The organism is Vitreimonas flagellata, from assembly GCF_004634425.1.
Taxonomy (GTDB): Bacteria; Pseudomonadota; Alphaproteobacteria; order Caulobacterales; family Aquidulcibacteraceae; genus Vitreimonas; species Vitreimonas flagellata.
In genome coordinates, this window is the sequence record NZ_SBJL01000001.1 from 844,796 (window position 1) to 865,537 (window position 20,742).

General features: G+C 62.7%; 19 protein-coding genes. 4 read left to right on the plus strand and 15 right to left on the minus strand.

Going from position 1 to position 20,742, the window contains the following annotated elements; all coding sequences use genetic code 11:
• Positions 1-30: 30 nt before the first annotated feature.
• The gene (locus EPJ54_RS04360; protein ID WP_135210431.1) at positions 31-918 is read right to left on the minus strand and encodes a MurR/RpiR family transcriptional regulator; all 888 of its coding nucleotides are present in this window, start codon (positions 916-918) and stop codon (positions 31-33) included.
• A 185-nt stretch (positions 919-1,103) separates the two neighbouring features.
• Between EPJ54_RS04360 and EPJ54_RS04365 the strand changes: the two genes are divergently transcribed.
• Both EPJ54_RS04365 and iolG read left to right on the plus strand, forming a co-directional pair.
• Entirely contained in the window at positions 1,104-2,093 is a 990-nt protein-coding gene (locus EPJ54_RS04365; RefSeq protein WP_135210432.1) for a Gfo/Idh/MocA family protein, read from the plus strand.
• Between the two features lie 7 nt (positions 2,094-2,100).
• On the plus strand, positions 2,101-3,087 hold the full coding sequence (gene iolG, locus EPJ54_RS04370; RefSeq protein ID WP_135210433.1) for an inositol 2-dehydrogenase: 987 nt from the start codon (positions 2,101-2,103) through the stop codon (positions 3,085-3,087).
• A 118-nt stretch (positions 3,088-3,205) separates the two neighbouring features.
• Here iolG and EPJ54_RS04375 read toward each other — a convergent pair whose 3' ends face one another.
• The gene (locus EPJ54_RS04375) at positions 3,206-5,605 is read right to left on the minus strand and encodes a TonB-dependent receptor plug domain-containing protein (RefSeq protein WP_135210434.1); all 2,400 of its coding nucleotides are present in this window, start codon (positions 5,603-5,605) and stop codon (positions 3,206-3,208) included.
• A gap of 217 nt (positions 5,606-5,822) precedes the next feature.
• On the opposite strand from EPJ54_RS04375, the gene EPJ54_RS04380 reads away from it, so the two are divergent.
• Entirely contained in the window at positions 5,823-7,874 is a 2,052-nt protein-coding gene (locus tag EPJ54_RS04380) for a phytase (protein WP_135210435.1), read from the plus strand.
• A gap of 3 nt (positions 7,875-7,877) precedes the next feature.
• On the opposite strand, the gene EPJ54_RS04385 is transcribed toward EPJ54_RS04380, so the two are convergent.
• From EPJ54_RS04385 to EPJ54_RS04410, 6 genes are all read right to left on the minus strand, one after another.
• Entirely contained in the window at positions 7,878-9,944 is a 2,067-nt protein-coding gene (locus EPJ54_RS04385; protein ID WP_167755574.1) for a TonB-dependent receptor plug domain-containing protein, read from the minus strand.
• A gap of 74 nt (positions 9,945-10,018) precedes the next feature.
• A complete protein-coding gene (locus EPJ54_RS04390) occupies positions 10,019-10,474 on the minus strand; it encodes an OmpA family protein (protein WP_135210437.1) in 456 nt (151 codons plus the stop codon).
• A 22-nt stretch (positions 10,475-10,496) separates the two neighbouring features.
• Positions 10,497-10,811 (minus strand): integration host factor subunit alpha, encoded by a 315-nt coding sequence (locus tag EPJ54_RS04395; RefSeq protein WP_135210438.1) that lies wholly within the window; start codon positions 10,809-10,811, stop codon positions 10,497-10,499.
• A gap of 85 nt (positions 10,812-10,896) precedes the next feature.
• Complete coding sequence (locus tag EPJ54_RS04400; protein ID WP_135210439.1) at positions 10,897-11,856, minus strand: beta-ketoacyl-ACP synthase III; 960 nt, start codon at positions 11,854-11,856, stop codon at positions 10,897-10,899.
• Between the two features lie 3 nt (positions 11,857-11,859).
• Positions 11,860-12,912, minus strand: coding sequence for a phosphate acyltransferase PlsX (gene plsX, locus EPJ54_RS04405; protein WP_135210440.1), 1,053 nt, complete (start codon positions 12,910-12,912; stop codon positions 11,860-11,862).
• Positions 12,913-12,998: 86 nt separating this feature from the next.
• Positions 12,999-13,517 carry a ubiquinol-cytochrome C chaperone family protein gene (locus EPJ54_RS04410; RefSeq protein ID WP_135210441.1) on the minus strand — a complete coding sequence of 173 codons (519 nt, stop codon included), beginning with the start codon at positions 13,515-13,517 and terminating at the stop codon, positions 12,999-13,001.
• An 82-nt stretch (positions 13,518-13,599) separates the two neighbouring features.
• Between EPJ54_RS04410 and EPJ54_RS04415 the strand changes: the two genes are divergently transcribed.
• The gene (locus EPJ54_RS04415) at positions 13,600-14,082 is read left to right on the plus strand and encodes an outer membrane protein assembly factor BamE (protein ID WP_135210442.1); all 483 of its coding nucleotides are present in this window, start codon (positions 13,600-13,602) and stop codon (positions 14,080-14,082) included.
• 86 nt (positions 14,083-14,168) lie between these two features.
• On the opposite strand, the gene EPJ54_RS04420 is transcribed toward EPJ54_RS04415, so the two are convergent.
• From EPJ54_RS04420 to EPJ54_RS04450, 7 genes are all read right to left on the minus strand, one after another.
• Positions 14,169-16,337 (minus strand): sodium-translocating pyrophosphatase, encoded by a 2,169-nt coding sequence (locus tag EPJ54_RS04420; protein ID WP_135210443.1) that lies wholly within the window; start codon positions 16,335-16,337, stop codon positions 14,169-14,171.
• Positions 16,338-16,488: 151 nt separating this feature from the next.
• A complete protein-coding gene (locus tag EPJ54_RS04425) occupies positions 16,489-16,950 on the minus strand; it encodes a hypothetical protein (RefSeq protein ID WP_135210444.1) in 462 nt (153 codons plus the stop codon).
• Between the two features lie 35 nt (positions 16,951-16,985).
• Positions 16,986-18,059, minus strand: coding sequence for a thiamine-phosphate kinase (gene thiL / locus EPJ54_RS04430; RefSeq protein ID WP_135210445.1), 1,074 nt, complete (start codon positions 18,057-18,059; stop codon positions 16,986-16,988).
• Between the two features lie 9 nt (positions 18,060-18,068).
• Complete coding sequence (nusB, locus tag EPJ54_RS04435; protein WP_135210446.1) at positions 18,069-18,536, minus strand: transcription antitermination factor NusB; 468 nt, start codon at positions 18,534-18,536, stop codon at positions 18,069-18,071.
• Positions 18,533-19,006, minus strand: a complete 474-nt coding sequence (gene ribH, locus EPJ54_RS04440) for a 6,7-dimethyl-8-ribityllumazine synthase (protein WP_239590750.1) — start codon at positions 19,004-19,006, stop codon at positions 18,533-18,535. Before ribH ends, nusB begins: the two co-directional genes overlap by 4 nt.
• A complete protein-coding gene (gene ribB / locus EPJ54_RS04445) occupies positions 19,003-20,130 on the minus strand; it encodes a 3,4-dihydroxy-2-butanone-4-phosphate synthase (protein ID WP_135210447.1) in 1,128 nt (375 codons plus the stop codon). Before ribB ends, ribH begins: the two co-directional genes overlap by 4 nt.
• The gene (locus EPJ54_RS04450) at positions 20,127-20,741 is read right to left on the minus strand and encodes a riboflavin synthase (RefSeq protein WP_135210448.1); all 615 of its coding nucleotides are present in this window, start codon (positions 20,739-20,741) and stop codon (positions 20,127-20,129) included. Before EPJ54_RS04450 ends, ribB begins: the two co-directional genes overlap by 4 nt.
• Between the last annotated feature and the right edge of the window lies 1 nt (position 20,742).

The following is a 20,742-nucleotide window of genomic DNA, read 5'->3' on the forward strand; positions in this document are numbered from 1 at the left end:
ATATCGGTGCAACATTCATTTCACACCGCATCAGCTGGCTTTACGGCGCTTTCCAGCGGGCTTGCGCGCTTGCCCTTCCGCGCGCGCTGCGACGAACGCGTAAGAGATCACAAGCGCCTGCACGAGGCACATCGTGGCGGCGAGCGAGCGGAACTTTCTGATCTCCGCCTCCTTCACCTGCAGCGCCAATGTCGCAGGCTTTGCGGTGGGGCTCACGAGCGAGTCGCTGATCGAGAGCACTTTAGCCTCATGCGAGATCGCAAGCTGCACGGCCTGGATCGTTTCGTCCGCATAAGGGTGGAAGCTGACATCGATCAGCAGATCTTGCGCCGTAATCGATTGCATCTGTTGGCGCGTGAGGCCGCCAACACCGTCCACGAAGATGGTCTTCTTGTTAAGTTGCTGGAGCGAATACGCGAGGTAGGACGAAACCGGCAGCGAACGCCGAAAGCCTACAACATAAACGCTTTCAGCCTCGTCGATCAGTTCAACGGCAGCGCGTAAATCGGCATCCTTCACCAGCTCACGCAGATTGTTGAGCGCGAGCACGTTGCCTTCCACGAACTCGGAGAGCACTTCGGCGGGCTTGCCGCTTTCGCGCGCGTGTGCGCCTTCGGCAAACTGGCGCACGCGTTCGCTGTAGCCGAGGACCGAGCTGCCCGCGATCAGGCCGTCGCGGATCACCTTCTGCATCTGGCTGGCGCTCTCAAAGCCAATGGCTTTGGCGAAGCGCACGATGGCCGAGGGCTGCACGCCGGCGCGTTCGCCGATCACGGCCAGCGTTTCGAGCGCCACCGCGTTCGGCTCGTCCAAAACATAGCGGGCGATCTGTTGGAGGCGTTTGCTCAAATCCTCGTAGCTATCGAGGATGGCGGCACGGAGCTCCTCGCTGGATTGCGGCGGGCCTTTGCTGGACATGGACGCTCCGGGCGGCGGAAAGTCGCAGAATATATTTTCCGCACCTGGAACGCAATGAACACGCTTTCCAGGGCTTGCCAATTTCAGAATTTTCGTTCCATAAGCGAGGTCCATGCAATAGGCGTTTCGCGCGGGGGCCGCTTTGGGCGTTGACGCGTAGAGCGCCCGCTTCCAAGCGAGGCTTTATGGCGGAAAAGATCGACGTCGCAGTCATCGGCGCAGGCCGGATGGGGCAGATTCACGGGCTGAACGCGGCGCGGCATCCGGATTTGCGGCTGCGCTATGTGATCGATAGCGATGCGGCCGCCGCTGGCTCACTGGCTGCGACGTTTGGCGCGGAAGTCGGCACGCTTGAGCAAGCGCTAGCCGAGCCGGCGATCAAAGGCTTCGTCATCGCCAGCTCGACGGACATGCATCTAGAGCACAGCCTGGCCGTAATCGGCGCTGGCAAGGCGGCCCTGTGCGAAAAGCCTATCGATCTCGATCTCGCCAAGGCTAAGGCCGCTGCGCCGAAATTCGAGGGCGCGCAATATATTCTGGGCTTCAACCGCCGCTTCGACCCGCATGTCAGCGCGCTGCGCGAGAAGATCCAATCTGGCGCCATCGGCCAATTGGAAACCCTGACTTTGATCAATCACGATCCAGCGGCGCCGCCGCCGGCCTTCATTCCGCGCTCGGGCGGCCTCTTCAAGGATTTCACCATACACGATTTGGACTTGGCCTACGCCCTGCTGGGTGAGCCGCCAGTTGAGATTTTTGCGACCGCCTCTTGCTTGGTCGATCCAGCAATCGCCGCAGCGGGCGATGTGGACACGGCGCGCGTCATCCTGCGGGCGGCGAGCGGCAAGCTTTGCGTGATCTCCAACACGCGCCGCAGCGGCTATGGCTATGACCAGCGCGTCGAGGCCTATGGCTCGCGCGGCATGGCGGCGACGGCGAACGAACGCCTGGACGCGGTTGAGGTCTGGAATGAAGCTGGCGCGCACGCCTCGCCCATCCGGCCCAATTTCTTGAATCGCTACGCCGCCTCTTATGCCGGCGAAATGAGCCATTTTGCCGATGTGCTGAAGGGCCGTGCGAAACCATCCGTCGGCTATGCCGAGGGCCTAATGGCGCTGGCCTGGGCCGAAGCGTGCGCGGAATCGGCGCGCACCAATTCCGTGATCAAGCTCTGAGGATCCCATGCAAAAGATTGCTCTTATTGGCGCGGGCCGCATCGGCCGCATCCACGCCTCCAACGTCGCCGCGCATCCCGAACTGCAACTCGCTTACGTGATCGATCCGATCGCCGATGCGGCGAAGAGCGTGGCGGAGAGCTTCGGCGCGCGCACGGCCGATCTCGACGGCGCGCTGGGCGACCCCTCGGTGACGGGCGTGATCGTCGCCTCCTCTACCGACACGCACTTGGCGTTCAGCCTGAAGGCGGCGGAAGCGAGCAAGGCGATTTTCTGCGAGAAACCGATCGATCTTGATCTCGAACGCGCGGAAGGCGCGGCGTGCAAATTCGAAGTCCTGCGCGCGAAACTCTTGTTGGCGTTCAACCGTCGCTTCGATCCGAATTTCGCGACGTTGAAGCGCAAACTTGACGCCGGCGATGTGGGCAAGCTGGAGACGCTGCACATCACCAGCCACGATCCATCGCCGCCACCGGCGGGCTACATTCCGGTCAGCGGCGGCTTGTTCAAGGACATGGCGATCCACGATTTCGACATGGCGCGTTGGATGCTCGGTGAAGAACCAAGCGAAGTGTTCGCGGCTGGCGCTTGCCTGGTCGATCCCGAGATCGGCCGCCTGGGCGACATCGATACGGCGAAGACGATCCTACGTACGCCGTCCGGCAAGCTCTGCGTCATCTCCAACAGCCGCCGCAGCGGCTACGGCTACGACCAACGCATCGAAGCGTTCGGCTCCGGCGGCGCGCTCCGTGCGGGCAACGTGGTCGAGAGCACCGTGGAAGCCTGGACCGAGAGCGGCGCGCAGGCCGATCAATTCCAGAATTTTTTCCTCGATCGCTATGCACACGCATATCGCCTAGAGATCGCGCACTTCGCCGACATGCTGGTGCGCGGCGCTGCGCCCAAGATTGGCTATGCCGATGGCGTGGCGGCGCTGGCGTTGGCAACCGCGGCGCAAGCGTCGGCCAGTAATGGCGCACCGGTCGCGCTCTGAACGATCGCTTCAGAAATGTAAGAGGGCGGCGATCGCGAGGTCGCCGTCTCTTTCTTTGCGCACAGCCACAAAAAAGCGGCCCCTTTCGGGGCCGCCAGCTTGAGGATTTGGAGGATTTTTAGAACACCGCGCGGAACGTCACCATGACGGTCGGCGATGAGTTTTCGCGTTCGATCTCGAACTCATCGACGTCATTAGCGAGCATCGCGTCACGCAATTCTTCGGCGCTGTCGCCATCGAAATTGCGCTCGGACTGGATGCTGTCCGCGTCGAGCAGATTGTTACCGACCAGACGCACGACCATGTTTTCGGTCAAGCGATGCTCAAGGAACACTTCGAGGTTTGCATCGTACCATTGATCCTCGATCTCGCCGAGGAACAGCGAACGCGACATGCCCTGCTTGCGATAGGAGAAGCCGAAGCTCGTGTTCCACGCATCCATGTTGTGCGACAGACCCCAATTGTAAACGTACTCGGGCTGCGCATTGAAGGTCGTGGTGATGCCAGTAAACGGATCGGTGCGCTCGGATTCAAGGCTCGTGTAGTTCGCAAAGAAGCCCGTATCCGGCAGCCCGATGAAGCCGAGCGGCGTCGAAACGTCGACCTCGTAGCCCCAGACTTCACCATCGCCGATATTGTCGTAGGTGTAGAGACCTCCGTCGCAAGCGCAGACGTCTGGCGTGCGCACCAAGCTGATCAAATCGCTGACTTGGCGGTGGAAATAGTTCACGCCGATGATGCCGCGCTGACCGATGCGGTGCTCGTAACCGATATCGATGCCCCACGCGGTTTCCAGACCGAGGTCCGGATTGCCGACGGTGATATCGTCATCGCCCGGGCTCTCTTCATCTTCGAACGGCACAACCTGATCGAGCGACGGACGACGCGCGGTGCGTGCGACCGAAGCACGGATCTGGCCGTTGGTCCAAACATCCCATTGCACGTGCGCTGACGGATAGAATTCCGCGACCTCGTTCGAAATCGCAGCGCCGCCCGGCAGCGAGGCTTCGGTTTCTGTCGTTTCCACCCGCGCGCCAGCTTGGAACGTGAGCGTTTCGGAGAGACCGAGTTCAACTTGCGTGTAAGCGTCGAGGCGGCGCTCTTCGAACTCGAAATTGCCGCTGGCGTTGGGATTGGTTTCCTCTTCACCCGGATCGGAGAAATCGAGATCGTTGTCGTCTTCGAACACGCGTAGGCTGTAGTCGCGCGTTTTCACCTTGCCGGCGACGCCGAACTCCCATTCGAAGCTGGCCAGACCGATAAGTTGCGCGAACGCGTCCGAATTGAACGTCAGAGCGCCATCGAGCGACAATTCTTGGTCGTCGCTATCGATCAGCTCGCGCTCGCCTTCGGTTGGGTCGCCGTCGTAGACCGGCGTCGTGAAGGTATCTTGGGTGTTGTTTTCCAAGAATTGCGCGAAGCGGAATTGACTCTCGAACGACCATGACGACGTCAGCGCGCCCTCATAGAGCGCGGAAATGCCATAGCTATCCTGCTCGATTTCTTGCGCCTGGGTTTCCGTCTCATTCAGCTCCCACGGATCGTCGGAGACGTCGTCGTTGTCGTTGCCGCCGCCCGGATCGTCGCCGGAATCATCGTTGCGGAAATAGTTTTGCGTATCTTCCGTCTCATCGCGACGCGTGCTCAGATAGAACGCATCCAAGCGCACGCGATGACCTTGCGCCATCTCGACGGTGAGATCGCCATTGAAGGACAAGTCCACGCTTTCGCGCGTATCGACTTGGTCCTGGTGCTCGATCGCATTGGTCGACGGCGTCGAGGCGTCAAAATCATCCGGTTGGAACATGCTTAAGCCGTTCGACAGCGGATTAAAGCCCGGCGACGTGTCGTCAAACAGCTGCTGATCCAGCACCTTCGTGTTGTAGCGCTGTTGTGCGTCGAACGTGGCCGACCAGGCGAAGCGACGATTATCCGTCCGACCGGACATGGAGATCGCGCCGAGGCCGCCAAGCTCTTCGTTGTCGACGTCATAAACGCCGCCGACGCGCGCGATCACACCCGGCGGAAGGCTCGCGCCGTCCTTCAGGATGATATTGATCGTCCCGCCGATGCCGCCGGAATCGATGTTGGCGCTTGGCGCGCGCACGATTTCGATGCGATCGATGATTTCGGCCGGAATGCGGTCCACGAACACGGTGCGGTCGTTGCCGGCGCCTGGAATTGGACGGCCGTTGACGAGAACCTGCGTGAAGCCTTCGCCCAAACCGCGCATTTGCGGCGCATCGCGCTCACCGATGTCGCTCGTGAACGCAACGCCAGGAACACGTGAGAGCTGGTCGCCGACCGAGAGCGGCTCGAACTGCTCAAAGAATTGCTGGTCGTACACAAGCTCCGGCGCGACCGTGTCCGTACGGTTGCGATATTGGATTTCGCCCGTGATGACAATGTCTTCGAGATCTTCTTCCGGCTGTTGATCCTGCGCCAGGGCAACGCCCGGCATCGTCAGGCAGCACGACAAGAGCAGCGTCCGCAGCGCCGCCTTTCGCGTGAACTTCATCCGATATTCCTCCCCTCGAGGTCCCCTCGCTCGGGCAAGGCGTACGGGCCTGGCCACGGCAAGATGTCATGACCCGGGGATGTTACGAACGAAAATTCCATTTGGCAACCATTTTGGAATTTTTCTTGCGAACCGGGTTTGCAGATGGCAGCTTAGGTGTGCGGAAACTGTCACAAACCGCCTGTAGGCACGCGGGCGCGCAACGGGAATCATAACAATGCAAAAGACTTGGCTCGCTGGATTGTTCGCAACCGCAGCGCTCGCAGGCTGCGCGAGCGGCGGCGCGACGACCACGCCCTCTCTCACCGCGATCGCCGAAACCGCGCCGACAGAACAATCCGACGCAAACACCGCGCTCATCGTGCCACGCGCGAATGGCGGCGGCTTGATCATCGGCTCAAGCGAAACCACCGGCATCGAGCTCTATGGCCTCGACGGCGCGCGCGTGGGCGCGATCGCTGCGGGCGCCGCTGTCGGTGTTGACGCGCGCTATGGCGCGCCAGCTGTGAATGCCTGGGTTGTCGCCACACTTGATGGCTCGACCAACCAATTGCGCTTGTTCGAGCTGAACGCCGAAACTGGCGTTGGCCGCGAACGCACGGCGCGTGCACTGCCCGTGGGCTTCTCTGGCGAGAGCCTCTGTCTCTATCGCGATGCGCGCGACCAAACGCTCTATGCGTTTGCGCTCGGCGGCGCGGGCCAAGTCGCGCAATACATGATTGGCGAACGCAATGGCGGCTTTGACGCCACGCTCGTGCGTGAGCTGCGCCTCGCCTCGGAAGCCTCCTATTGCACCGCCGACGACGCCACGGGCGACCTCTATGTCGCCGAACAAGGCGTAGGCTTTTGGCGGTTTGACCCTGACCCCGAAGCGGAAGTTGTGCCGCAATTGATCGACGCCGTGCGCCTCGGCCACATCACCGAAGAAGCTGGCGGTCTCGCAGTCTATAATGCGGGCGCCGCGAGCTATCTCGTCGGTTCCGACGCCTCAGCCAATCAATTCCACGTCTATGATCGCAACAACGATCACACCTATGTCGGCAGCTTTACGCTCGCCGCTGGCGCCACCATCGACGGCGTCGAAGCTGCGGGTGGTCTCAACGCATCAAGCTTCGCGTTTTCGCCAAGCTTTACGCAAGGCGCGCTCGTCGCCACGGATGACGAAAACGACGGCGGCACGAATTACAAATTGATCTCGTGGGCCAACATCGCCGGCGCGCTCAATCTCAGCGCTGGCACGGCGCAAGATCCGCGCACGCCGCCGCAATCCTCGATGGCGATTGTACATCCGATCACGGAAACCGCGCCGGTCGAAACCGACGGCGACAGCGCTGACGATCCCGCCATCTGGGTCGATCGCAACGATCCGTCGCGCAGCATCATCATCGGCACGCAAAAGCAATCGGGCCTCTACGTGTACGATCTCCAAGGCCGTGTGCTGCAATTCCTGCCAGACGGGCGCATGAACAATGTCGACGTGCGCGACAATTTCCGCCTCGGCAATCAGACGGTTTCACTCGTGACGTCAAGCAATCGCACGACAGACGGCATTTCCATCTATCGCGTTGATCCAAATACGCGCCGCTTGATCGATGTCGCCGATGGCGTGCAGCCGACGGGCTTCACCGATCCGTACGGCCTTTGCATGTACACCAGCGCCCGCACCAACGACACGTACGTGTTCGTCAACGGCGATGTCGGCACAATGCGCCAATATCGCCTGACCGATGCCGGCAATGGTCGCGTGCGCGCAACGCAGGTCCGTGAAATCCCATTCGCCAGCCAAACCGAGGGCTGCGTCGCCGACGACGAAGCTGGCGTGCTTTACATTGGCGAAGAGGATGTCGGCCTCTGGCGCATCAGCGCCGAGCCCGATGGCGGCGCGGTCCCGACTTCGTTCGCCACCGTCGAAGCCAACGATGCGCTGAAAGACGATCTTGAAGGTATTGGCCTTTATGATCTCGGCGGCGGCCGCGGCTACCTGATTGTGTCAAGCCAGGGCAACAACACGTACGCCGTGTTCAACCGTCAAGGTAACAACGAATATGTCGGCACCTTCGCTGTGCTGGCCGACGCCGCGCGCGGCATCGACGGCATTTCTGAAACCGATGGCTTGGAAGTGTTGAGCGACAATCTCGGCGGGCCGTACGCCGGCGGTATCTTCATCGCCCAAGACGGCCGCAACATCGCGCCACAGCAGTACCAGAATTTCAAGCTGGTCCCGTGGTCCGCGATTGCCGAAGCGCTCGATCTGGAGACGCGGCAGTAAGAGCTAGAATTGCCCGCTCGCGGAGAGGCCGAACATGGGGCCCTCTCCGCGGGCGCGGTAATCCAAACCATCGAAGAGTCCGAGCCGGTCCGCATCATAATGGCGGCGATCACGCGTTTCTGCGTCGTCAGTGAGATTCGAGCCCCACGCGCGCAGCTTCAACCCAGCGAAAGCGGTCGTCTCGATCCATAAGGTCAAATCTTCCGCGTCGCGTTCAAGTTCAATTTGATCGAGCTGATACGATGGCGTCTCCGTCTCGCGCTCGTAGTCGAGCCCCCAAGCGAAAATTGAGAAGTCCTGGCGAAGGCCCATCGTCAGCGCGCTTTCGTCGATCTCCGAAAGCTCACGCTTGACGCCTGTGAGCGGATCGGTCGCTTGCGAGCGCTGCTCCATGAAATCAATGCGCAGCGACGCGCCCCATGTGAGCGGGATCGAGGTGGAGACGCGAAACCCGTTCATTTCCGCATCGCCAATATTGCCCGGCGCGTCGAGCTGATCGCCCGGCGGGCCAACCGGCACGACGTCGAGCGCATCTTCGATCGCCCAATGATAGAGCGTGACGCTCAGCGCCCCATCCTCGCCAAAGCGCCAATCGCCCGCCGCTTCCGCACGCCAGGACGTTTCCGGACGCAGCCCCGGATTGCCAGCGATAACGACAGACGACGTAATATCCGCCGCCGAGACAAAATCCTCGAAATCCAGCTGACCCACATCGCGAAAAAGGCGGAAGCGCACTTGGTCGCGCTCGCCCAGGCTGCGCGTGAGCTGCAACGACGGTTTCCAATATTCGAGCACCGTTTCGCGATCGGAATCGCCACTCTGCGTGAGATTTGAGAACTCAACTGACGCGCCCGCCTCCAGCGACCATCGCGGCGACAGCTGTCCAGCAAGCATCGCGCCGAACTCCGCGCGCACTTCCTCCACGCGCACATTGGCGGACGGCAGCACCACTGGTGCAGGCCCTGCGCCGTCGTCTTCAACCAGCGCCAAGCGCTGCTCCAACGTGTTGAGCGCGCCTTCAGCGCTCAGCTCAACGCTCCAATCGCGCGGCAGATCGCGGCGCAACGCGGCGCGGGCAATAGTTTCGCCACTCTCCAGGCTCTGGCTTTGCCACGCCGCCTCTTCGAGGACGCCGCCCGCATCGCGTTCGACCGTCGCCTCATCGCCCTCGTACCAGCGCCGCGTCGCGACGCCGCCAAACTCCGCGCGCCAGGGCCCAAACTCGCGCCGCAGCGCGACGCTGAGCTCGGCAATATCTTCGCGTTCAGCCAAATCTCCCTCGACAGCGCCGTCGCTCACGCTGAACGCATCAAACATCTGCGTTGCTTCCCGCTCGTCACTTTCACTCCGGCTGATCTGCGCATTGAGCGCCGTATGCCAACCAAACAGCGGAAACGACGCCTCACCCGCGAGCACGCCTTCGCGTCCGTCCAGCGGAATACGCTCAACGCGGCGCTCGTCCAGCTCGCCCGATTCATCACGATCGACGCGCAAACCGCGCACGGGCGCATGCGCGACATCGAGATCAAGCGAAAGCCCGTATTCAAGCGCGCCACGGCGCCCCGACCATGCGGCCCCAACGCTCGGCGACACGCGCCCCTCCTCGGCGCGCTCCGCGGAGAGCGACCAAATGCCTTCGCCTTCGCCTTCGCCGCCGCGCCGCACCACGTTGACATGCATGCTCTGCGCACTGCCCGCACTCGCGCCACCGCCACGGATCAGCTCGATCCGCTCCACGTCACGTGCCGGAATGCGCGCCAGGATGTCGTCAATCTCTTGCGCCTTCGATGTCGGCGGCTCGCCATTGATCAACACGTTGCTCTGCGCGCCTGCAAAACCCCGCCGCTCCGCGCCCTCATCCAGCACAAATCCCGGCACCCGCTCGATCATGTCGAGCGCGGTACGCGGAGAGAATTGCGCGAAGAACGCGGCATCGTAAACGACAGCGCCGACGGCGTCGGCCGCCGCACTCTGCTCCTGTGCAAAAGCAGCGCTCGACGCGAAGATCGCCGTCGAAGCCGCGAGAGCGCACCGCAATGAAGCGTGCGCGTGAAACTTGCCCTTGTGCATCAACCCATCCCTGGGAATGCACATTAAGTCTGGGCTGCTGACGCGCCGCTGACGGTGAAATCCGCTCGTTTAGTTCAATTTGCCGCCGCAGCGGGCGCGCTGGCCTGCACATTGATGCGCGCGACACGGCGCATGGGTTGGATTGCGCCATCGGCTGTCACGGCCCCGGCTTCGCCGGCCGCGAGCGTTTGGAAATTGTCGCGCGACCAGCCAGGCTCACGTTCCATGTATTGCGCGATGTAGAGCGCGCGGCGCGCCGAGAGATCGAAATTCTCTTGCGGACCACCGGCAGCGCCGGCGAGACCCAGCACACGCACGCTGTCGATCCGACAGCCGCGCAATTGGCGCTGCACCGTGTCGATCGCTTCACGCGCCGGCGCGTTCAGCTGATCTTCTTGGCTCTCGAAGTAAATTTCGAACGACCGCTCGTAGCAGGCGCTTGGATCAAAGTTGGCGGGAGCCGCCGGTTCGGAGGTGGCGCAGGCGCCGAGCGCAAGCAGAGCCATCACGGAAACGAGCTTCGCTTTCATGCCGTCCTCCAATTTCTTGATATTAGTTCTTCGCGCGACCCTTGCCGCCTTTTTCCACGAATTCACGCAGCATCTGTGAGGGACGGAACGTCACCACGCGACGCGGCGTGATCGGCACTTCTTCGCCCGTCTTCGGATTGCGGCCGACGCGTTGGCGTTTGGCGCGCACGTTGAAGTTGCCGAAGCGCGACAGCTTCACAGTATCGCCGTCCACCAGCGAGTCCTGAACCATTTCGAGCATGCGCGTGAGCAGGCGGTTTGCATCGGCGCGTTGCATATTGGCGCGGCGCGCCAGCGCCTCGACCAGATCAGCACGGGTAATCGTCTTGCCAGGCACCGGAGCCCCCTCCGTCGCGCGCATCCCCGCGCGAGTTCGGAAAAGCTAGTCGCCCCCGAGGGTTAGGTCAAATCTTGCGACGCAATTAGAGGCGAACCAGCGCCGCCCCCCAGGTCAAACCACCGCCCAGGGCCTCCATCAGCACCAATTGACCCGGTTTGATTCGCCCATCCTGCACGGCCGCGTCCAAGGCGAGCGGCACCGAGGCGGCCGAGGTGTTGCCATGCACGCCCACGGTGGAGACCACTTTATCCACCGGAATGCCGAGCTTGCGGGCTACGCCATCGAGGATGCGCTGGTTGGCCTGGTGCGGTACAAACCAATCCACAGCGTCGATCGATACCTGCGCGCGCGCGCAGGCTTCCAGCATGGCGCCGGAGATATGCTCGACCGCTTGGCGGAATACAGCGTTGCCGATCATGCGCACCTTGCCGGTGGTCTGCGTCTGAGATGGGCCGCCATCGACATAGAGCAGATCGTGCATGCGACCGTCGGTGCGAATGAAGGTCGAGATCACGCCGCGATCGCCCGCGTCCGCTTGGGCCTCCAGCACGACAGCGCCTGCGCCATCGCCGAACAACACGCACGTGCCGCGATCTTCCCAATCGAGCAGACGCGAGAACGTCTCCGCGCCAATCACGAGCGCCGTCTTGGCCTGACCGCGCGCGAGAAAATTGTCCGCCGTCGCCAGCGCAAAAATGAAGCCGGAACACACCGCCTGCAGATCGAACGCGGCGCCCTGATGCACATCGAGCGCAGCTTGCACGCGTGCCGCCGTTGCGGGGAACGTCAAATCCGGCGTCGTCGTCGCCACGATGATGAGATCAATGTCTTTGGCTTCACGGCCCGCGGCTTCCAGAGCTTTGCGAGACGCGTCGATCGCGAGATCCGAAGTACGTTCACCCTCCGCCGCAATATGGCGTTGGCGAATGCCGGTGCGCTCGCGAATCCATTCGTCGCTGGTGTCGACACGCTTTGCCAATTCCGCATTGGTAAGGACGCGCGTCGGCAGATAGCTGCCTACGCCAAGCATGACTGACCGCATGATTTAACCAGCGTCCTCGACTTTGGCGGCGACCGGAGCGCGCGACAGGCGCTCTAGGTTGCGCGCGATTTCTTCGCGATAATGGCTGCGCGCCATCTTCTCGGCCACGCCGATCGCTGCGGCGTACCCGCTGCCGTTGGCGCTGCCGTGGCTTTTCACCACAAGACCATTGAGGCCCAAAAACAAAGCGCCGTTGAACGTGCCGGGGTCCATGCGCGCGCGCAATTGCTTCAGCGCCGGATATGCGATCAACGCGCCGAGTTTCGCCAAGATCCCGCTGGTCAGAGATTCGCGCAGCAATTGGCCAACGAGCCGCGCCGTGCCCTCGCCTGTCTTCAGCGCGATGTTGCCGGTGAAGCCATCGGTGACGACGACATCCACCGTGCCTTTGGAAATGTCGTCGCCCTCGGCGAAGCCGCGAAAATCCATGTCGACGCCGCTTTCGCGGATCAGCCGCGCTGCAGTGCGAATTTCCTCGTGACCCTTTTGATCTTCAGAGCCAACGTTTAGCAAACCGACCGTCGGGCGCTCTTTCCCCGACACCGCGCGCTGAAACGCTTCGCCCATGATGGCGAACTCAACGAGTTGTTCGCCGTCCGCTTCCACATTCGCACCGACGTCGAGAATGACGACATAGCCGCCATTCGCCGCCGGCCAACGCGCCGCAAGTGCGGGGCGATGCACGCCCTCCATCGTCCGCAGACGAAACATCGCGATCGCCATGTAGGCGCCGGTATTGCCCGCCGAGACGACCGCATGCGCTTGGCCGGTCTCGACGGCCGCGACCGCGTTCCAAAGACTTGAGCCCTTGCCCTGGCGCAACGCCTGGCTCGGCTTCACTTCCATGCCGATAGCTTTTTCAGCCGGCACGATTTCAGACACAGCTTTCGCTTCGGGATATTTATCGAGCAGCGCCTTCAAACGCGCTTCGTCGCCATGAATGAGAAAACGCAGTTCGTTGCGTTTGCGCGCAACGATATCGACCCCCTCCACCACGATGTCGGGCGCGTTGTCGCCACCCATCCCGTCAATCGAGAGAACGAGACCGTCGGCCATGCGTGGTAGATTTCCTAGAACCGGCCGCCCGGGGGCCGCAGGGCGCGGACCATAGTCCCGGCGCCTTAGATTGCCAAATTGAGCTTTCAGCCTTGGTAAGCTGGCCAGCCCTCCGAAGTGAACAGGGCGTCAAGTTCGCCGCCAGCTTGCGTCTCTGCGGTACGCGCGGCGTATGCGGCGAGAGCCGGCGCGAACGCATGCGCCTCAGCAGCGAACACATTGCGCGCGATCACCGTCGCCAAGGCCTCTGGCGACGTCAGCGCTTCGCCGTAAGCGCTGAGGCGCCCGTAAAACGAAGCCGCAAGCTTGCGCATCCTCTTCGGTACGACAAGGTCGCCCACGCCGTCTTCGCGGAGGCCGGCGTCCCAGAGCCGAAACAATTTGTCGGTAAAGGCTTGCGCCAAGCTCTCTACGCCCTGCGCCTCGCGCAATCGGATCAGCGCCAGGCTGGCGTTGAGCGCCATGAGTTCAAATCGCCCCTCAAGTGTGTCCGGAATGCGGCCTTCGCCGAACAGGGCGGGCTGACGGCTGGTCTGGGTCACAGCCTCGAGCAGACGTTTCGCATCGATATCGGCCTTCGACCGCTTGAATGGCCAAACCGGCATGTGGTCCCCTCTTGCCCCTCGGCGCGCTCCGCCTTACCCCTGACGCCCGGTTTTGGGCGGTTTCGCCCGCGAGGTGGGATACATGAATCGCGGATTTTTGCGCTTCTCGGCGATTGCCGTTGCACTAGCGGCTGGCGCTGCGGCCTGCGCGCCGGTGCAGTCCTATAATGGCTTCCGCGCCGACCGCAACAATGAGGAAATTCCCGACCCGCAAGTCGGCGTCGATACGCGTGACACGGTCGTGCAACGCTTCGGCTCGCCATCCACCAGCGCCGTGTTTGATCAAACGGCCTGGTATTATGTCGGCTCGGTCCAGGAGCGCGTTGCCTTCTATACGCCGCGCATCACCGAGCGCCGCGTGATGGTCGTGCGCTTCGATGGCGATGTGGTCTCGGGCGTCGAAAAGTACGGTATGGAGCGCGGCCGCATCATTTCTTATGACGATAACGAAACGCCGACGCGCGGCCGTGAACTCGGCGTGCTGGAGCAATTGCTCGGCAACGTGGGCTCCACACCGCCAATCCGCGCCGACGAAGAAGATCAGGGCCCACGTCGCCGCAACTGACCGGTCCGTCGCTAGCGAGACTTCCAACAAAGAAAAACGCCCCGGCCAGAAGCCGGGGCGTTTGCTTTTGTAGGTGTAGCTTCCGCTTAGCCGGCGTGCGCGAGCACAGCGAGCAGCAGCAGAGCCACGATGTTGGTGATCTTGATCATCGGGTTCACGGCCGGGCCCGACGTATCCTTGTAGGGATCGCCGACCGTATCGCCCGTGACCGACGCCTTGTGCGCGTCAGAGCCCTTCTTGTGGACCACGCCGTCCTTATCCTTGAAGCCGTCTTCAAACGACTTCTTGGCGTTGTCCCAAGCGCCACCGCCCGAGGTCATCGAGATCGCGACGAACAGACCCGTCACGATCACGCCGACCAGCAGCGCGCCGAGAGCCGCAAACGCCATCGAGACGCCCGCAATCGCCCACACTGCGAAGAACAGCGCGATCGGCGCGAGCACCGGCAACAGCGACGGCACGATCATTTCCTTGATCGCCGCTTGCGTCAGGATGTCGACAGCGCGGCCGTAATCCGGCTTCGCCGTGCGTTCCATGATGCCAGGGATTTCCTTGAACTGGCGGCGCACTTCCGCGACCACCGATTCAGCCGCGCGACCGACGGCCGTCATCGACCAGCCACCGAACAGATACGGCAGCAGACCACCGATGAAGAGGCCGACGATCACGTACGGGTTCGAGAGGCTGAAGTCCGGCACGATGCCGTTGAAGAACGGATACTCCGCAGCGTTCGAGGCGTAGTATTTCAGGTCTTCCGTGTAGGCGGCGAAGAGCACAAGAGCGCCGAGACCGGCAGAACCGATCGCATAGCCCTTGGTCACGGCCTTCGTCGTGTTGCCCACTGCGTCGAGCGCGTCGGTCGTCTTGCGCACTTCCGGCGGCAATTCGGACATTTCGGCGATACCGCCGGCGTTATCCGTAACTGGGCCGAACGCGTCGAGGGCGACGATGATGCCCGCGACCGAAAGCATTGTCGTGACCGCGATGGCGATACCGAAGAGACCCGCGAGCGTGAAGCACGCCACGATACCCGCGACGATCGTCAGCGCCGGCAGCGCCGTCGATTCCATCGAGACCGCGAGGCCTTGGATCACGTTCGTGCCGTGACCCGATACCGAAGCCTGCGCCACCGAACGCACCGGGCGGAAGTTCGTGCCCGTGTAGTATTCCGTGATCCAGACGATGGCGCCGGTCACCAGCAGGCCGATGAGGCCGCAGATGAAGAGGTCTTGGCCCGAGATGCCGCCGAGGTCGGACGTCGGCCCGAGGCTCGGCGCAATCGACGCCCAACCCGTCGTGACGTGGATGGCAATCGCCAAGCCGCCGATGGCCAGAAGGCCGGCAGCAATGAGGCCCTTATAGAGCGCGCCCATGATGTTGTTGGACGAGCCGAGCTTCACGAAATACGTGCCGATGATCGACGCGATAATCGCCGTGCCGCCAATCGCGAGCGGCAGCAGCATGATCGCCGAAACTTCAGCCGCTTCGCGGAACAGGATCGAGCCCAGCACCATGGTCGCGACCGCCGTCACCGCATAGGTTTCGAACAAGTCAGCGGCCATGCCGGCGCAATCGCCCACGTTGTCGCCGACATTGTCGGCGATCGTGGCCGGGTTACGCGGATCGTCTTCCGGGATGCCAGCTTCGACCTTACCCACCATGTCGCCGCCAACGTCGGCGCCCTTGGTGAAGATGCCGCCGCCGAGACGCGCGAAGATCGAGATCAGCGAAGCGCCAAAGCCCAACGCGACCAGCGAATCGACAACCGTGCGGCTTGTCGGCTCAAGGCCCAGGAACGAGGTCAGAATGAGATAGTACGCCGCAACGCCGAACAGCGCGCCGCCGGCGACGAGCATGCCCGTCACAGCGCCCGCATCGAACGCCATTTTGAGGCCGCCCGCGAGGCTTGTGCGCGACGCCTCCGCCGTGCGGACGTTCGCTTGCACCGACACGTTCATGCCGATGAAGCCGGCCGCGCCCGACAGAATGGCGCCGATTAGGAAGCCGACTGGAATCTGCCATGTCGGCCAGAACGCGATCGCCAGCACGATCACGACGCCGATGCCGACCCAGCCGATCGTGGTGTATTGGCGGTTCAAATATGCGCGCGCGCCTTCTTGAATGGCGGCGGCGATTTCTTTCATCCGGTCGGTGCCGGCGCTTGCCTTGGTGATGGCTTGCGTTTGCAGCCAGCCGTAGATCGCGGCGAGGACGCCGCTGGCTACGACCAGCCAAAGGATCAATTCTTGGCTCATGGGACCTTCATCCTGGGCGCGGAACCGCGCCGGTTGGGGAATGGGTTGGCCGCCCCGCGACATTCAGTCAGCGACGACGCTTCCCCCAAAGGTGGCCGCTTACTGCCAAAAGCCGCGCGCTTAGGCAATGCATGGGCGAAATCAAGGCAGACTAAATGCCCGAGCCCTGGCTCGAATAGGTCGCCACGATCGACACCCCGGCTACCGCCTGTGCGCCTAATGCTTGCGCGGCGGCGGCCCGATACACCTGGATGGCGCGCGCCTCGTTGAGGGCGTTGTTGTTCTGCGGATCGGAGAGATCGTTGGCGTGGCTGGCGCGGACCAAAGCGTCACGCAGGAAATGCGCCTTCTCGCGCGTCTGCCAAAGGTCTACGCCCTGGGCGATTTCGATGCGGATGGAGACGAACAGGTAATTCACCAGCACGCCGTCGCGCATCACCGGCACGGCCAGATACGGCGCGTCCATCGAGCGCGACGAGGTCGCCCCCTCCTCGCCTTCTTCGGCCTTACCCTTTTCCTTGGCCGGCGAGCCAGACGCGTTGGCGAGCCCCGCCAGCAATGTGGACGCAATCATCGCAGCAGCGATGGCGCGGGCGAAAGTGTTCGGCTTCATCTGCGCCAGCTTGGGGTGCGTCGGTTATCGGCGCGTTAGCGACCAAGCTGATGCGAATATCCCGTTTCCGAAATGGGAATCGCATTGCCGTTCCAATCGACCAGAGAAACACCCGCACCCGCTTCGACGCGCCCGATGCGCGCGAGGCGCAGCGATTTATCCGGATCGGACGCCAGCAGCGCGCCGCGCGCATCTGGCGACGCCGTGAACAGCACGACGTAATCGTCTCCGCCCGTTACCAATTTGCGGAAGTCGCCACCCGTCTGCGCCCAGCGCTGCGCCGGGATGGAGAATGGAATCGCGTTGGCCTCGATGCGCAACGCCACACCAGACGCCGCCGCCAGCTTGCCCGCATCCGCCACCAAACCGTCTGATACGTCCATCGACGCGCCGGCAAACCGCGCCACGATCGACGCACTCTCCAAGCGCACGAACGGAGCCAGATACGTGGACATCAGCCACGCCGCATCCGCGTCGAAGTCCTGCCCCGGCAGCGTCAGATAGTCCGGCATCTGCCCGGCGAACGCGCGGTTGTTGCGCTCCGCCTCGACCTCGTCACGCTCGCGCTGAATCTCCGCCAGCGCAATAGCGCCCGTGCGCACCTGCAGACCAAGCCACGCCGAACCAATCTCGCCGCCGACGAGCCAGACATCATCGCCGACCTTCGCATCCGTGCGCGATGGAATACGCACGCCGAGCGGCTCGCCGAAGGCTGTGATGGTGATTGTCAGCGGCCCCGGCGTCGACGTCGTATCGCCACCCAGCAAGCTCATACCGAAGCCCTGAAGGTCACGCCCCAAGGCTGCGGCGAATTTCGCGATCTCTTCCGATGGCCGATCTTTCGGCCACGTCAAATTCAGCAGCGCCGCCACCGGCTTCGCGCCCTTGCCGACGAGGTCGGAGACGTTCGCGCGCAGCGCCTTCATCGCGATCGTATCGATCGGGTCGCCGGCCAAGAAATGCACGCCTTCCACAATGGTGTCGGTCGTCACCACCATTTTGCCGAAGCTCGGCAGCACGGCCGCGTCGTCGCGCAAGCCGCGCGCGCCTTCATGCGTCGCCAGCGGCGCGAACAGGTCTCGGATCAGGTCGAATTCATCAGCGGACATGGGGCCCGCTTATGCGCCCTCGTCGGCCGGACGCAAGTCATGCGCGCACGCATCGAGTGCGGCATTGATGAAACCTGGTTCAGGCCCTTCAAAGAACGCCTTCGCGATCTCGACATATTCGTCGATCACCACGGCGGTCGGGATGTCCTTGCGCTGCTCCAGCTCTGCGGCGCCCGTACGCAGGATCGCACGCGCCACAGCGTCAATGCGCTCAAGCCGCCAGCCCCTGGAGAGATTGCGTGCGATGGCGCGGTCATAGGTGGCCTGGCGATCGACCGCCTTTTCCACCAGAACTTTGAAGAGATCGAGATCGCCTTCGCTCTCGGTGTAGCTCGCCTCGGTTTCGCGCGGCAGCTTGCCGGCGGTGAAGTCCGCGATCACATCCGCGGTAGTCGCGCCGGAAACTTCCATCTGATAGAGCGCCTGCACCGCGCCCAAGCGCGCTGCACTGCGCGCCGCAATTTCACCGGCCTTCATCGAGCCGTCTCCGCGAAACGGCGCTTCAGCAAGATCATCGAAAGCGCCGCCTTCGTCGCCTCGCCGCCCTTATCGCCACGCTCAGGCTTCGCGCGCTCTTCGGCTTGCGCGATATTTTCAACCGTCAAAATGCCGTAGCCGATCGCCAAACCGCCCTGCACCGACAGATCCATCAACGCCCGCGCGCTCTCGCCGCAAACATAATCATAATGGCTCGTCTCGCCGCGCACGACACAACCGAGGCCCACGAAGCCCTCATACAAATTCGTCTTGGCCGCATGCGCGATCGCGGCCGGCACCTCAAACGCGCCCGGCACGAACACGCGATCCAAAGTCGCGCCAGCTTCAGCCGCAGCCGCTTCCGCGCCGCGCTGCATGTAATCAGCGATGTCGCGATAATAGGGCGAAATCACCATCAGCAGCCGCGCGCCGGGCACTTTCGGCGTCGGGGTTTTCTCGATGTCCTTCACGCTTTGAACCCGCGCCAACCTTCGATCGTCAAACCGTAGCCTTCCAAACCAACCAGTTTCTGCGGCGTGTTGCCGAGCACGACCATGCGCCCGACGCCCAGCTCGTGCAGAATTTGCGAACCCAAGCCAATCACACGCAACTCGTCCTCGCCTTCCAGCTCAGCCGGCACGCCGCTCAAACGCCGCGACACCGCATCCGGCACCAGATCGCGCAAGATCACCAGCACGCCCGCGCCTTCCGCTTCGATCTCCGCCATAGCTTTGTCGATCATGTTTGCGCGTTGCCCGAACCCGCCCATGACGTCGGCGGCGAAATCGACGCGGTGCACCCGCACCAAAGTAGGCTTGTTCGGATCAATCGCGCCCTTCACGAGCGCCACGTGCTCGATGCCATCCAAGCAATTGCGCAGCACCACGGCGCGGAAGCCTGAACCGACATGGGTGTCGAAAGGCTGCTCCTGCACCTTCTCGATGTAGCGATCATTGGCGCGGCGATAGGCGATCAAATCGTCAATCGCGCCGATCTTCAGATTATGAAATTGCGCGAACGCGATCAGTTCCGGCAGGCGCGCCATCGTGCCGTCGTCGTTCATGATCTCGCAGATCACGGCCGACGGATTGAGCCCCGCTTGGCGCGCAATATCAACGCTCGCCTCGGTATGGCCGGCACGCACCAGCACGCCGCCGTCGCGCGCCATCAGCGGAAAAACGTGGCCAGGCGAGACGATATCCTCCGCACCCTTGCTGGCATCGATCGCCACCGCGATCGTGCGCGCACGATCCGCCGCCGAGATGCCCGTCGAAATGCCTTCACGCGCCTCGATTGACACGGTGAACGCCGTGCCGAGACGCGCCTGATTACGCGGCGCCATCGGCTCTAGCCCCAAATCGCGCGTGCGCTCCGCCGTCAGCGCCAAGCAGATCAAACCACGGCCATGCTTGGCCATGAAATTGACCTGCGCCGGCGTCGCGAATTGCGCGGGAATGATGAGATCGCCCTCGTTCTCGCGGTCTTCCGCGTCGACGAGAATGAACATGCGCCCTTCGCGCGCTTCCTCGATGATCTCCGCGATCGGCGAGATGGCGCGCTTGAGTTCTGAAATGGGGGACGGCTGTGCCGTCATGATTGATTTCTCCGCGCTTCAATCAGTCGCGCCGCATAGCGCGCCATCATATCGGCTTCCAAATTGACCTTATCGCCAGCCTTCAGCCGAGACAAAGTCGTGACTGCCCAAGTGTGCGGGATGATCAGCACGCCGAAGCCCTCGTCGTCGACCTCATTAACTGTAAGCGACACACCGGCGATGGCGATCGAGCCTTTACCGGCGATCAGATGCTCGATCGCGTGCGGCGGGCGGATGCGGATGCGATAGCCCTCGCCGTCCTGCGTCACCGAAAGCACCTCGCCCAGGCCATCGACATGGCCCTGCACGATATGCCCGCCAAGCTCGTCGCCCAGCCGCAGCGAGCGCTCGAGATTAACGCGATCGCCAACCTTCAACTCGCCCATCGTCGTGAGCGCCAAGCTCTCAGCCGCGACCTCGACGACATGGCTCATGCCGCCCTGATGGCCCTCGGTCGAAACCACGGTCAGGCACACGCCGTCATGCGCCACGCTCGCGCCGATCTCGACGCCGGCGGCGTCGTACGGACTGGCGACAGTGAGGCGCACGAGCCCGTCCTTGCGCTCGACCGCCTTCACCTCGCCCAGCGCGGTGACAATGCCTGTAAACATG